Genomic DNA, 13,593 nt, shown 5'->3' with positions numbered 1-13,593 from the left:
ACAACTATAAAAACTAAATAAATAAACTAAAATTAAAAGATTAGATTTAAAAACTCAAATTAAAATCAACACCAAACAAAACTGGATTTAAAATCAAATACTATAAAACTAAATGAGATTGTAAGATTTCAAACAAAATAACTTTAATAAATATAAAAAATACAAATAAAAAATAAAATAATTTTGGCATGAAAATAGAATTCTAATAAAAGTAATTCTATTTTATTTTTAAGTTTTAGGATTTATTAGATTTTATTTTAGTAGTGAAAGTTTATTGATTTTCACCACTTTTAAATTCTGAACTAGAGATGCTATAAAATCTCTCAAAAAATCCCTGTAAAATCGCTGATATTTTTTCTTTTGTCTCCCCATAATTGGAAGTTTTGCTAAAGAGTGAAGTGCCTTTTGGCAAAAGTTTGGGGAATTCAGTGCCATTAAATTCCATTTCCCCATACTTAAAAGCTCTTTTAACAAATTCACGGGCTTCATCCTTTTTAAGATTATTATCTTTGATAATTGCCTCAAACTCCTCTTTGCGCTTTTGCTCGATATACTCTTCAAAATCTTTGAATACATCTTCGCTTTGATTGTTAATACATTCCACAAATGCCATAATAAGATCTTTTTTGTTTCGCATTTCAAAACTTGAATTAATACTTGTTTCAATCTCTTTTTTGATTCCTTGTTTCTCTTCATTACTAGATTTTGCATATTTTTCAATCAATGCCAAAATATAATCAATATTAATTTCTACTTGTTTAATAAGCTCAATTTCAAAGACTAAATCATCATTAATTTCCTCTTTTTCTGCATTTTTTTCTCCTCTAAGCTCACCATAGAGATCAAGATACATTCCTTGATAATCTTGCAAATCCCTTGGTTCAATGATTTGGCGATCTTTAAACTCATCAAAGCATTCCAAAATATTTCTAATTTTTAGAATTTTTCCAAAAAGCTTGACAAAAACTTTTTGTTTGGATTCAGAGAGAATTCTCTCTCCTAGAGGAAACTTATAAAGTTGTTGAATCAAAGCTTTATAACCCTCATAATATTTACCATTTTCATCGGTGTAACCATCAAAATAGTCCTCAAACTTTCTAAGCAATACAATTCCCCCAGCTTTTTCATTTCCAAAGAGTGCAAGAGCTTTATTAAGGTCATCTTCCAAATCCCTAAAACATACGATATTTCCAAAAGTCTTAACACTATTAAGGATTCGATTAGTCCTTGAAAATGCTTGAATTAGTCCATGGTATTTAAGATTTTTATCTACCCAAAGAGTATTAAGAGTCGTGGCATCAAATCCTGTAAGAAACATATTTGCCACAATCAAAATATCAATTTCTCTATTTTTTACCCTTAGCGATAAGTCTTTATAGTAGTTTTGAAATTTTGCATCTGAAGTATCATAGGTTGTCTCAAACATTGCATTATAATCTTTGATTGCTTCTTCTAAAAAATCTCTTGAGCTTTGATCTAGTCCTTCAACTCCCTCGTTGTTTTCATCTTCAAGTCCATCAAAATCTTCATTAGGACTATAACTATAAATTGTTGCGATTTTTAGGTTGTGATCTGCCTCTTTAAAAGCTTGATAGTATTTTTTAACCGCATCAATCCCAGAGCACGCTAAAATTGAGTTAAATCCTTTAAGTGAAGTTTGACTTCGTTTTTCTTCTACTTTTTTGGCATTTTTTGCAACGCTTTCAATATTATCTAGTTTATTAAAAGTATAGTTTTCATTATGCTTGGTGATATGAGCAAAGTTCTTCAAGATATACTCTACCACCTCTTTAATCCTACGATCATCAAGTAAAGCTTTTTGTATATCAATAGCTGACACTTCTTTGTCTTCGATGTTTTCTTTTGGTTTTAAAGTATTGTGATAACTTACCTTAAAAGGCAAGACATTTTTATCAGCAATTGCATTAATAATGGTGTATCTATGCAAACTCTTACCAAATTTTTGCTCTGTTGTCCCCAAAGGAATATTTTTATCGCAATTCTCTGCAAAAATGGGAGTTCCTGTAAAACCAAAGAGATAGTGCTTTTTGAAAGCCTTTGTAATCCCATCGTGCATTTTTCCTAGCTGACCTCGATGACACTCATCAAAAATCATTACGATTTCTTCGTCAAAGATTTTATGTTCTTTGTTGTTTTTGATAAATTTATCAAGCTTTTGAATAGTGGTGATGATGATTTTTGAGCTAGGATTTTCAAGTTGTCTTTGCAAGACTTTTGTTGTAGTAGTGGCATTTGCACTGCCTTGCTCAAATTTTTCATATTCTTTCATTGTTTGATAGTCCAAGTCTTTTCTATCCACGACAAAAAGGACTTTGTTAATATAATCAAGCTCTTTTATAAGAGTGGCAGTCTTAAAGCTTGTGAGTGTCTTTCCGCTTCCTGTTGTATGCCAGATATAGCCTCCACTTGCATTCTTGCCATAGGTTTTATTATTATGAATGATATTAATTTGCTCCAAAATTCTTTCAGTTGCTGCAATTTGATAAGGTCGCATTACAAGCAAGTCTTCATCGCTTGTAAAAACACAATAGCGAATAAGGATATTTAAAAGCGTATGTTTAGCAAAAAAAGTCTTTGCAAAATCGATTAAATCCAAAATTAACTCATTTGTAGAATCTGCCCAATAGCTTGTAAATTCAAAGCTATTGGCTTTTTTACTTTTGCTAAGATGGGATTCTCTTGTCGTATTAGAGTAGTATTTTGTATGCACTCCATTGCTGATAACAAAAATTTGTATATACTCAAATAATCCATCTTCAGCCCAAAAACTATCTTTTTGATAACGCCTGATTTGATTGAATGCTTCTTTGATTGCCACCCCTCGTTTCTTTAGCTCAATATGCACAAGAGGAAGTCCATTGACAAGCACACTGACATCGTAGCGATTTTCATATCTGCCTTTAGTTGTGTATTGATTGGTAACTTGCAAGATATTATTATAAACATTTTGCTTATCAAGGATTTTGATATTTTTCATCTCTCCATTTTCTAATCTTAGAGAATAGGTGCAATCTATTTGGATTTTTCTAGTTTTTTCTTTAAATCTATCATTTTTTGCAGCAATAAACTGAGTATAAACTTCTTCCCACTCTTTAGGAGTAAAAGTATAGTTATTGAGTTTTTGAATCTGTTTTTTGAGATTTTCTTTTAGCTCCTCTTGGGAAGCAAGTTTTACATACTCATAGCCTTGTTTTTGCAAGAGTGTAATAAATTCCTCTTCAAGCTGTCTCTCACTCTGATAAGAGTTTTCTCTATTTTTCTCTTTTATATATTTTGCAATAACTGTGCTTTTATTGCTTTGTGCAATAGGGTGAAGCTCTTTAGACATTTTTGCTCTCCAATTCTTTGAAATCTAAGAGTTTATCTCTGTAATACTCATATTGTTTCTTTCTTGCTGTTAGCTCTGCTGTTAGCTCTGCTGTTAGCTCTGCTGTTAGCTCTGAGAAATTGTCAAGAATCTTGACAATCTCCTCTTGAATCTCAAGAGGCGGGATAGGGATTTTTAAGTCACATAATTTTTCTTTTGGTAGATGTTTAGGGATTGCATTAGTACAAAGCTCATACAAAACTGCTTGCTTTGACAAAAGAAAATAATAAAGGAATTTATTTATCATGTCTCTATTGGGTGAAACTGAATAGCAAATATCATTAGCCCAAAATTTTTCTTGCATAAAATTTACAAATCCTGCTGTTCCATACTGTGCAATGATGATTGTATTTTTATCACGATTATAATCTCTCCAATATCCCATAGGGCCAATACCACCACTCATTACAGGATAATGAAACTCATCTGATAAAATAGATTTTGTAATTCTCTCACCACGAGAAATCGTTGCGACATTCCCCAAACTCTTAAACTCCACCCCATCTTTTGGATTATTCTCATCTCCGAAGTCTAAGAGTGTATCGCGATAATATTCATATTGTTTCTTTCTTGCTGTTAGCTCTGCTGTTAGCTCTGCTGTTAGCTCTGAGAAATTGTCAAGAATCTTGACAATCTCCTCTTGAATCTCAAGAGGCGGGATAGGGATACAAAAATCTTCAATATCCACCTTATTAAGTGCTGGGATACTTCCTCGAGAAACAAGATTTTCCATAATTTCTTCTTCTTTGGACTTGAGGTAAAAATACAAAAATTTTGTCAAAAGTCTATTTTTAAGTGAAACTTTGTAAGGGTAGCACAATCCACCAGCAAAGAATTTGCCCTGAAAATATTTTACATAACCAGCATACTCTCCTCGTGATGCAAAAGTTATCGTTTCTCCTTCGTTGTTAAAATCATTGTAGTAGCCATAAAAATCTCTTCCCGAATTGATGACAGGATAAAGACCATTTTTATCTAAGTCGGAAATCTTTAGTGTTGCTTTGCTTTGACTCTCACATATCTCACCCAAACTCTTAAACTCCACACCATTAGGGCATAGTTTAGCTATCAGTTGTTCTATTTTATTCATTACTTACCCCTCAAGCTCTGTGATGATTTGATCAAGCGAAGTTCTTAGTCTTTCTTGTTTTTTGACTATGTTTTTGATTTCTGCATTGAGGGCTTTTATATCAATATCTTCTCTTATGTCCTCTTGCTTGACATAGCGATTGACTGAGAGATTGAAATCATTGTTTTTTATCTGCTCTATGGAAGCAAGAGAGGTGAAGTATTGCTCTTCTTTTCTGTCAATATAAGCTTGATAAATTTTTTGGATATTCTCTTCTGTAAGCTTGTTTTTTGTTCCAGCTTTGATAAATTCCGCACTTGCATCAATAAATAGGGTATTGGCATCTATTTTATTCTTTTTAAGCACCAAAATACAAGTGGCAATGCTTGTCCCAAAGAAAAGATTGGCAGGTAGCCCAATCACACAATCTACAAAGTTATTTTTGACTAGATATTCTCGGATTTTTCGCTCAGCACCTCCTCGATAAAGCACCCCTGGGAATTCAACTATCGCACAAGTCCCGCTATTTGAAAGCCAAGAAAGCATGTGCATGGTAAAGGCTAGATCTGCATTACCTTTTGGAGCTAAGACTCCTGCTGGAGAAAATCGTGGATCGTTAATAAGCAAAGGGTTGTTATCTCCTTCCCATTTTGTAGAGTAGGGGGGATTTGAGACGATAGCATCAAATGGCTCATCATCACTATGCTTTGGATCTAGGAGGGTATCTCCATGAGAGATATGAAATTTGCTGTAATTGATATCATGAAGGAACATATTGATACGACAGAGGTTGTAGGTGGTGAGATTAATTTCTTGTCCATAGAAACCTTTTTTGACATTTTCTTTTCCAAGTATTTTGGCAAATTTCAAAAGCAAAGAGCCGCTTCCACAGCAAGGGTCATAAACTTTATTGACAGATTTTTGATTATGCACGGCAATTTTTGCAAGAAGTTCGCTAACTTCTTGAGGGGTAAAAAACTCTCCCCCGCTTTTTCCTGCACTGCTTGCATACATTGCCATGAGGTATTCATAAGCATCACCAAAGACATCAATTCCAGATTCTTGATACTCGCCTAGCTCCATTTCATTGATTGCTTCAAGAAGTTTGGTTAATTTTTCATTTCTAGCTTTAAGGGTGTTACCAAGTTTTGAGCTATTGACATCTAGGTCAGCAAATAATCCTTTAACATTTTTTTCTGAAGATGTCTTAAGACTTGATTTTTCTATTCCTTGAAAAATATTTTCAAGAGTGGTATTAAGATCAGGGTCTTTAGAAGCATTTTTAACTACATTGCAAAACAATTTACTAGGAGGGATAAAAAAGCCTTTTTCTTTGATGGTTTCTTCTCTTCCAATTTCTGCTTCCTCATCGCTTAGGGTTGTATAATCAAAATCTTTGTTATTCTCTTGCTCTCCTTCATTAATATAGCGTGTTAGGTTTTCAGAAATATAGCGATAGAACATAATACCCAAAACATATTGCTTAAAATCCCAGCCATCTACAGAACCTCTAAGCTCATTTGCGACTTTCCAAATTGTTTTGTGAAGTTCATTTTGTTGATTTGATTTGATTTGATTTGATTTGATTTGATTTGATTTTCCGCAATTTTTTCTTTTGCCATAAATATCCTTTTAGTGAGTGAAAATTTTTAAAATTTATTTTATCATAAGTTAAAATTTAATCAAAAATAATGTCAAAAATATAAAAAAAATTTAATATAAGTGGTTATTTATTTCCAAAATAAGTGGTTATAGTAAAAATCCATAAAACTCAAAGATAAAATTATTATCTAAAGATTAGAAATACTATTTATAGAATCAAACTTTATGCTTTTTCAGTGATTTTATTTATTTTAATGATAAAAATACTAGCTTTATATTTAAACCTTAATAAATTTAACGAATAAAAAAATAAGCATTTGATAAAATCAAAAATTTATGGAGATTATTGTGATTAAAAAAGAGAATGGCTCCGGATGTAGGATTCGAACCTACGACCAAGCGGTTAACAGCCGCCTACTCTACCGCTGAGCTAATCCGGAATGTATTGCTCATAAAAGCGGTGTAATTATAAAAAAAATTCTAAAAAATGTCAAGAGATTTTTTAAAGTTTATAGATATTTTTTTGATTTCTTTGTAAAGCTCCTTTGATGTCAAAAATCAAACCATTTGATGTCAAAAACTTTTGATAATTGACTTCTAAAAACTCTTGATGTGGGATAGCAATAATAATTGCATGATATTGATTTTTTAACGAAGAAATAGGAAAAACCTGCACACCATAAAATTTTTTTACTTCCTTGGCATCTACCAAAGAATCAAAAATTTCCACTTTTATCCCATGTTCTTCAAGTTCTTTATACACTTCAAATACTTTTGCATTGCGAATATCTTTGCAATTTTCTTTAAAACTCGCACCAAAAATTGCAATTTTTGCATGTAGAGGGTTGATTTTGTGCTGCAAGAGTAGTTTGATTGTTTTTTGCGTAATAAAATTTGGCATCATGTCATTAATCAATCTTCCTGAAGAAATGACCTTAGGGTGATAGCCATATACATTGGAAATGTGGGTAAGGTAATAAGGATCTACGCTAATGCAATGTCCGCCAACTAACCCTGGCGTAAAAGGTAAAAAATTCCATTTTGTTTTGGCTGCTTTTAATACTTCATGAGTGTCTATATCTAATTTATCAAAAATAATACTCAATTCATTGACGAAGGCAATATTTAAATCTCTTTGGGCATTTTCTATTGCTTTTGCAGATTCTGCTATTTCAATACTTGGGGCTAAATATGTAGAATCAACAATGCTTTGATATAAAGAATTAATTTTTTGTGCTGATTCTTCTGAACTCCCTGAAGTAATTTTGGTGATATTTTTTAGTGTATGTGCCTTGTCTCCTGGATTGATTCTCTCTGGTGAATAGCCTACAAAAAAATCTTTATTAAAAACAAGTGAGCTTGTTTTTTCTAAAACTGGAACACATTCTTTTTTGGTGCAAGTAGGGTAGGTGGTAGATTCATAAATGACAATATCCTGCTTTTTTAGGTATTTTCCTACAAGCTTTGAAGCAGAAAGCAAAAGAGTAATATCTGGCTTTTTATAAATATCTACAGGAGTTGGAACGGTGATAATAAAAATATTGCAATCTTTAATATCTTCTTCTTTATGGCTAAATTTCAAAAAACTAGAGGAAGAAAAATCTAAAATTTGCTCATTTTTATCTTTTTTTTCTTGCAATTCTTTGATTCTTGTGGGATTAATATCAAAGCCTATAGTAGAATATTTTTTTCCAAATTCTATTGCTAAGGGTAGTCCTACATAGCCAAGTCCAATAATTGCAATTTTATCCATTATATTCCCTTAAATTCTTTGATACATTGTGTAATATAGGTAATTTCCTCATCACTTAAATACGCATGCAAGGGTAAGCTAAAAATCTCTTGTGTAATCTTTTGTGCTTGTGAGAAATATTTTTTCTCTACATTAAGATAACTAAAAGCCTTTTGTTTTGGAATGGGAATAGGGTAGTGGATAGCTGTTGGAATTTGCTTTGTTTTTAAATATGCAATAAGAGAATCTCTATTTTTGCTAAGAATGCTAAATTGTGCATAATTACTTTTGCAATCTTTTGTAATTTCTTGTAAAAAAATCTCTGGATAGTCTTTTAGTTTTTCTTGATATTTTTGTGCATTTTCTTGGCGTTTTTGTAAAATTTCTGAAAAATAAGAAAGTTTGACATTTAAGATTGCTGCTTGCAAGCTATCTAATCTTGCATTAATACCTAAATATTCATGAGTATAGCGCTTGATTTGCCCATGAGAACGAAGTGCATAGATCTTTTCATAAAGATTTTCATCATTAAAAAATATTGCTCCACCATCACCAAAACAACCCAATGGCTTAGCAGGAAAAAAACTTGTCGTAGAAATATCACATAAATTGCCACTTTTTTTGCCTTGATACATCGCACCAAAGCTTTGTGCCCCATCTTCAAGCACAAAAAGCCCAAATTCTTTGGCAATGGAGTTAATTTTTTCCATATTTGGGATATTTCCAAATAAGCTTACCACTAAAATTGCCTTAGTTTTTTTTGTAATCGCTTGTTTGATTTTTGTCTCATCGATTAAAAACGTTTTAGGATTAATATCTACAAAAATGGGCTTAGCCCCCAAAATAGCAATAGCTTCTGCACTTGCAAAAAAACTAAAACTACTTGTAATAATCTCATCATCTTTTTGTATCCCTAGAGCCATAAGTGATAAAATAAGTGCACTAGTGCCATTAGAACAAGTTAGTGCATATTTGCTTCCCACATAATTTTTGAGATTTTCTTCTAATTTTTTTACCTCATCTCCCATAATAAAACATGCAGAATCCAAAACCCTTTGTATTGCAAAATGAATCTTTTTTTGATGTGTGAGATAATCTTTTTTAATCCCTGCAAAATCAATCATCATCACGAAAAACCTGATTATTTTTTAAATAGTAAAAATGTTTTTCATTCTTGCTAAATGCCTTATTGTCTATAAAGTCTAATTTTTCGCCACTTTGATCTACATAACCAATGATTCTTGCGGGATTACCTACTACTAAGGCATAATCAGGAATATTTTTTGTTACAACACTTCCTGCACCAATAAGTGCGTATTTTCCTATAGTATTACCACAAATAATTGTAGCATTTGCACCAACAGAACAACCTTTTTTTAGCAAAGTAGGGCGGTAGGAATCTTTACGCACAATAAAAGCGCGTGGATTTATCACATTGCTAAATACTACAGAAGGACCGATAAATACATTATCTTCACACATTACCCCCTCATAAATACTTACATTATTTTGTACTTTGCAGTTTTTCCCTATCACTACATTAGGTCCTACCATACAATTTTGCCCAAAAGAACAGCATTCTCCAATTTTTGTATGAGGTAAAATATGACAAAAATGCCAAATTTTTGTATTTTTTCCAATGATTACATTTTCATCAATAAGACTAGTATCATGAACAAAAAAATCTAAATATTTTTGCATAGGGGGTGGTATTCTCCTATTAGTGGTGTTATCTCTAAGTTTCTAATTTTATGTACTAAAGAAATACAAGGATAAGCATCAAGTAATCCAAAGCCTTGATTTTTTAAAATCTCTTCATAGCTTTTTGTGTGTAGATTTTCAAAACCATTGCTAAATTCTATTTCCTCTCCTTCAAGCTCAATAGATCGATAAGTTCTCTGTGCATTAGAGGGTAGATTTTTGGCATCAATAGACAAAAACCAAGTAACATCAGCAAAAGGAAGATCTAAAATCCCGCTTGCAGTATCTTTTGTATTTATATGCACTTTCAAACCCCTTGCTTCGCCAAAAATATTTTGCAACATATCAAAAAAATGCACCCCAATATTTGTTGCTATTCCTCCGCTTTTTGCTAGATCACCTTTCCAAGAGGCAAAATACCAATTACCTCTTGAAGTAATATAGGTTAACTTAACTTGGAATCTTTTTTGTGGATTCTTTTTAATAGTATTTTGTATTTTTTCTTTAAGAGCAATGATGCTAGGATGCAATCTTAATTGCAAAATATTATAAACTTTTTTTCCTGTCTTTTTTTCAAGGTCAATAAGAGTATCAATATTCCAAGGATTAAGCACCAATGGCTTTTCACAAATCGCATTTGCATTATTTTTAAGTGCGAAGCGGATATGGCTATCATGCAAATAATTTGGCGAACAAATAGTAATATAATCAAGTTCAATCCCTTTATTTTGTAATTTGGAAATATGGCGATCAAAGCGTTCAAATTCTGTAAAAAAATGCGTTTGAGGAAAATAGCTATCTAGGATTCCCACAGAATCTTTTGGATCTAGTGCGCATAAAAGATTATTTTTAGTCTCATAAATCGCTTTTAAATGCTTAGGTGCTACATATCCTGCCACGCCAATGAGTGCGAAATTTTTCATAAAAATTCCTTTAATATTTCAATAATTTTTTGTGAAGCATCACCATTTCCATAAAAATTTTGCGTATAAGAAAAATTACAAAGTTTTGAAATATTAGCAAAACTTTCAAGAATTGTATGTGTTTTATTTCCTACTAAAAGATTATATTTGTGCATAATAAGCTCACTCCATTCGCTATTTTCTCGCAATACCAAACAAGGTTTTTTGAAAAAATATGCTTCTTTTTGCAAACCTCCAGAATCTGTGAGTACACTTTGGGTATTTTTGAGAAGATAGAGCATTTCTAAATAAGAAAGAGGGGAGGAAAAGGTGATATTTTTATAATCACTCGGATTAATATAGCGCTTTGTGCTAGGATGTAAGGGTAAAATTACCTGCGTATTTTGTGCAATAATTTCTAAAGCTTGAAAAATATTTTCTAAGGCATTTTTATTGAGATTTTCTTGTCGATGAATAGTGCAAATTGTAAATTTTTTTTGCAATTGTAAAGGAGGTTTTTTTGCAAATTTTTCAAACAACAAACTAGAATCTTTCATAATATCTCCAGTATTCTTAATAATACAATCAAAAGAATTAAATCCTTCATTAATAAGGTTTTGTATTGCATTTTGAGTCGGACAACAAAGAATTTTTGAGATTCTATCTGTAAGAATTCGGTTAATTTCCTCTGGCATTTTATGATCAAAGCTTCTTAATCCTGCCTCTATGTGAATGATAGGGATTTGTAATTTTATACTTGCTAATGCTGCTGCAAGAGTAGAATTTGTATCACCAAAAACCAAAGTAAAATCAGGTTTATTTTGCAATAAAATTTCTTCTACATCTCTTAAAATAGCTCCTGTCATATCTCCATGGCTTTTGCCTCCATGGTTTAAAATATAATGAGGTTGATGGAGTTTTAGTGTTCTAAAAAATACTTCACTCATATTTGTATCATAATGTTGCCCAGTGTGAATCAAAACTTCTTGCACAGGAAGAGATTTTAGTGCTAATTGCAAGGGGGCAAGCTTGATAAATTGCGGTCTTGCACCAACAATAATGGCTATTTTTAACATAAGTCCATAAATTCCAAATGGGATTTAATATACTCTTCATCTAGCATTTGTGGATCAATCATAGGTGTGCATTGCTTTTTAAATTCATCAAGCCCTAACCATTGACAATTTGCAAAATATTCTCTTCTTTGAGGTTTATGAAAAGGAAAATGCCAATTATTAAGTTCAGAGATATAAATCATATAAGGCTTTTTAAAACGCAATATTTCAAAAATTAGCCCATTTTTTGGATTTATCCAAGGCTCAAAAATAAGATCTTCATTATAAATTAGCCAGTGATCGCATTGATGATTAGTGTTTATATGATCGGCGCGTGCCAATATATCCCCCCGCGTAGTGACTTTTTTGGCAAAACACCTCCTACTTTAGCAATTGCAAAATCTACTCGCGGAATAGATAAAACATGCATTTTATTTCTTATAGCATAAAAGCTTTTAAAAAGTCGCTTAGAATCATAAATATGATCGGTATCAATTTTGATTAAAAATTCATTTTTTGGAATCTTAGAAAGTGTAAAATTATAAAAATGATGAAGATATTCTTCCGTGGTTTTTGGATTTTTAATCTTGATTGTATAAGGATAGTGATAAGGTTTAAAATTAGGAAATTTTTTACAAAATTCTAAAATAATTTTTTCAGAATTATCTGTAATATCATGATAAGCAATCACTCCTCTTTGTATCGCTCCCAAGATACTATAAAGGCTTGCCTTTAGGGTTTTTTCCTCATCTTTTACACGAATAAAAGCCCATGGATTTAGTGGAGATTTAGGATCTTTGGCTTTTGGGTCTAAGTCAAAATAACCTACATGCCTCTCTTTTTTATGTTCTTCAAAAAAATCACGATTGCAAAATTTTTCTATCGTAGATAAAATAGCTCCCTTAGGTTTTGAAAAAACAGGAATAGGGCGAGATGTGTGACTATCAAAGAAGAATCTTTTAATTTTTCCCAGCCTTTTTCTGATATTCATATTGATCCTTATAAAGTGCGTTAAAAGATTCTATCATCTTTTGCTGTGTAAAATATTCCAAAAAGCGTTTTTTTGCATTATTTGCATAAAATTCATAATTTTCTTGTATTTCCAGAATTGCTTTTGCAATAGCTTTGGAATTTGCTTTTTCTACAACTTTTCCTGTCTGATTGTGAAGATTAATATAAGGCATGCCAGAGGGGGTGAGATTAGTGCATACACAAGGGATACTATAACGCATCGCCTCAAGAAGTACGATTCCAAAAGATTCTTGCATTGATGGTAAGACAAAATAGCGAGATTTAGCATAAAAATTATTTAATTCTTCCCCCACTTTTCTCCCCACTAAAAATACCCGATCTTCTAAGCAATGTTTTTTTATCAATGTCAAAAGTTTATTTTTATATCCTATATCCCCATCTCCTGCAATATGAATGCTAAAATCATTAGGCAAAAATAAAGCACTTTCTATTAAATATTCAAATCCCTTTAGTGGCACTAATCGCCCCACAGAACAAATAATATTTTGCGTTTTTTCTGTGTTTTGGTTCATATCTATCGGGGGTATTCCAATAGGAATTGTGGTAATTTTTTCTTGATAAGGTTTTAAAAATAAAGAGGTTTTAGCATAAAGATCACTTGTAGTGACAATACTTTGGGAGCGTTTCAAAAGATAATTTTGCAAGGGCATAAAGCATTTTAAAAGCCACTTATTTTTAAAAATATCAGAATGATAATGCGTGATAATAATCTTATTTTTTAGAGGCACCAAAAAAAGCGCAAGAGTTGCCATGGGATCGGGATGATGCACATGAATAATATCGTAATTTTTAATAATTTTAAAAAGTTTTATAATCATTTGTGGTGCTAGAGAAGTAGAGGCAAGAATCCCAAAACTTGCTACACGGAAAATTTTAGCTCCATAAGATGTTGTATCTTCTTTATATTTTAATTCCTTATTTGACACCAAGCAATCACACACTAAACCTTTGGCATTAATTCCATCACAAATATCTTCCATTACTCTTTCAATACCACCTAAATGTGGGGGATAAAATTTTCCAAGTTGAAGGATTCTAGGAGTTTTATTATTGCTTAAATTAGCATTAATTTTTTCTTGTCTTTTATCATGCGTAAGATTATTAGAAAGCAT

12 protein-coding genes and 1 tRNA gene are annotated in these 13,593 nt (G+C 31.6%); all 13 read right to left on the bottom strand.

Annotation, left to right across the window (positions count from 1 at the left end; genetic code table 11):
- Window positions 1–271: 271 nt before the first annotated feature.
- The 13 genes from LW133_RS02775 to LW133_RS02720 all read right to left on the bottom strand — a co-directional run bounded on the left by LW133_RS02775 (window position 272) and on the right by LW133_RS02720 (window position 13,593).
- Window positions 272–3,349, bottom strand: a complete 3,078-nt coding sequence (locus LW133_RS02775) for a type I restriction endonuclease subunit R (protein WP_233076159.1) — start codon at window positions 3,347–3,349, stop codon at window positions 272–274.
- Window positions 3,342–4,478, bottom strand: coding sequence for a restriction endonuclease subunit S (locus LW133_RS02770; protein ID WP_233076157.1), 1,137 nt, complete (start codon window positions 4,476–4,478; stop codon window positions 3,342–3,344). The genes LW133_RS02775 and LW133_RS02770 overlap by 8 nt, the downstream gene beginning before the upstream one ends.
- Before the next feature lie 3 nt (window positions 4,479–4,481).
- Window positions 4,482–5,993 carry a type I restriction-modification system subunit M gene (locus tag LW133_RS02765; protein ID WP_408610454.1) on the bottom strand — a complete coding sequence of 504 codons (1,512 nt, stop codon included), beginning with the start codon at window positions 5,991–5,993 and terminating at the stop codon, window positions 4,482–4,484.
- Window positions 5,957–6,079: a hypothetical protein gene (locus LW133_RS07425; RefSeq protein ID WP_408610452.1), complete on the bottom strand. Its 123-nt coding sequence runs from the start codon at window positions 6,077–6,079 to the stop codon at window positions 5,957–5,959. Before LW133_RS07425 ends, LW133_RS02765 begins: the two co-directional genes overlap by 37 nt.
- Before the next feature lie 345 nt (window positions 6,080–6,424).
- Window positions 6,425–6,499, bottom strand: a tRNA-Asn gene (locus LW133_RS02760).
- Between the two features lie 62 nt (window positions 6,500–6,561).
- Window positions 6,562–7,812 (bottom strand): nucleotide sugar dehydrogenase, encoded by a 1,251-nt coding sequence (locus LW133_RS02755; protein WP_233076156.1) that lies wholly within the window; start codon window positions 7,810–7,812, stop codon window positions 6,562–6,564.
- Window positions 7,812–8,918 (bottom strand): DegT/DnrJ/EryC1/StrS family aminotransferase, encoded by a 1,107-nt coding sequence (locus LW133_RS02750; protein ID WP_233076153.1) that lies wholly within the window; start codon window positions 8,916–8,918, stop codon window positions 7,812–7,814. The genes LW133_RS02755 and LW133_RS02750 overlap by 1 nt, the downstream gene beginning before the upstream one ends.
- A complete protein-coding gene (locus LW133_RS02745; protein WP_233037619.1) occupies window positions 8,908–9,492 on the bottom strand; it encodes an acyltransferase in 585 nt (194 codons plus the stop codon). The genes LW133_RS02750 and LW133_RS02745 overlap by 11 nt, the downstream gene beginning before the upstream one ends.
- The gene (locus tag LW133_RS02740) at window positions 9,477–10,415 is read right to left on the bottom strand and encodes a Gfo/Idh/MocA family protein (protein WP_233076152.1); all 939 of its coding nucleotides are present in this window, start codon (window positions 10,413–10,415) and stop codon (window positions 9,477–9,479) included. Before LW133_RS02740 ends, LW133_RS02745 begins: the two co-directional genes overlap by 16 nt.
- Window positions 10,412–11,470: a non-hydrolyzing UDP-N-acetylglucosamine 2-epimerase gene (wecB, locus tag LW133_RS02735; protein WP_233076151.1), complete on the bottom strand. Its 1,059-nt coding sequence runs from the start codon at window positions 11,468–11,470 to the stop codon at window positions 10,412–10,414. The genes LW133_RS02740 and wecB overlap by 4 nt, the downstream gene beginning before the upstream one ends.
- Window positions 11,464–11,790 (bottom strand): hypothetical protein, encoded by a 327-nt coding sequence (locus tag LW133_RS02730; protein ID WP_233076150.1) that lies wholly within the window; start codon window positions 11,788–11,790, stop codon window positions 11,464–11,466. The genes wecB and LW133_RS02730 overlap by 7 nt, the downstream gene beginning before the upstream one ends.
- Entirely contained in the window at window positions 11,769–12,440 is a 672-nt protein-coding gene (locus LW133_RS02725) for a hypothetical protein (RefSeq protein ID WP_233076149.1), read from the bottom strand. Before LW133_RS02725 ends, LW133_RS02730 begins: the two co-directional genes overlap by 22 nt.
- Window positions 12,409–13,593 carry a glycosyltransferase gene (locus tag LW133_RS02720; protein ID WP_233076148.1) on the bottom strand — a complete coding sequence of 395 codons (1,185 nt, stop codon included), beginning with the start codon at window positions 13,591–13,593 and terminating at the stop codon, window positions 12,409–12,411. Before LW133_RS02720 ends, LW133_RS02725 begins: the two co-directional genes overlap by 32 nt.

Origin of the sequence: Helicobacter anatolicus, assembly GCF_021300615.1 — a bacterium.
Classification (GTDB): Bacteria; Campylobacterota; Campylobacteria; order Campylobacterales; family Helicobacteraceae; genus Helicobacter_H; species Helicobacter_H anatolicus.
The sequence above is the reverse complement of the archived record's forward strand: the minus strand, read 5'-3'. Positions and strand labels throughout refer to the sequence as shown.

Coding starts and splice junctions, on each gene's coding strand:
- LW133_RS02775 (WP_233076159.1), bottom strand. CDS start 3,349: ATGTCTAAAGAGCTTCACCCTATTGCACAAAGCAATAAAAGCACAGTT.
- LW133_RS02770 (WP_233076157.1), bottom strand. CDS start 4,478: ATGAATAAAATAGAACAACTGATAGCTAAACTATGCCCTAATGGTGTG.
- LW133_RS07425 (WP_408610452.1), bottom strand. CDS start 6,079: ATGGCAAAAGAAAAAATTGCGGAAAATCAAATCAAATCAAATCAAATC.
- LW133_RS02755 (WP_233076156.1), bottom strand. CDS start 7,812: ATGGATAAAATTGCAATTATTGGACTTGGCTATGTAGGACTACCCTTA.
- LW133_RS02750 (WP_233076153.1), bottom strand. CDS start 8,918: ATGATGATTGATTTTGCAGGGATTAAAAAAGATTATCTCACACATCAA.
- LW133_RS02745 (WP_233037619.1), bottom strand. CDS start 9,492: ATGCAAAAATATTTAGATTTTTTTGTTCATGATACTAGTCTTATTGAT.
- LW133_RS02740 (WP_233076152.1), bottom strand. CDS start 10,415: ATGAAAAATTTCGCACTCATTGGCGTGGCAGGATATGTAGCACCTAAG.
- wecB (WP_233076151.1), bottom strand. CDS start 11,470: ATGTTAAAAATAGCCATTATTGTTGGTGCAAGACCGCAATTTATCAAG.
- LW133_RS02725 (WP_233076149.1), bottom strand. CDS start 12,440: ATGAATATCAGAAAAAGGCTGGGAAAAATTAAAAGATTCTTCTTTGAT.
- LW133_RS02720 (WP_233076148.1), bottom strand. CDS start 13,593: ATGCTTTCTAATAATCTTACGCATGATAAAAGACAAGAAAAAATTAAT.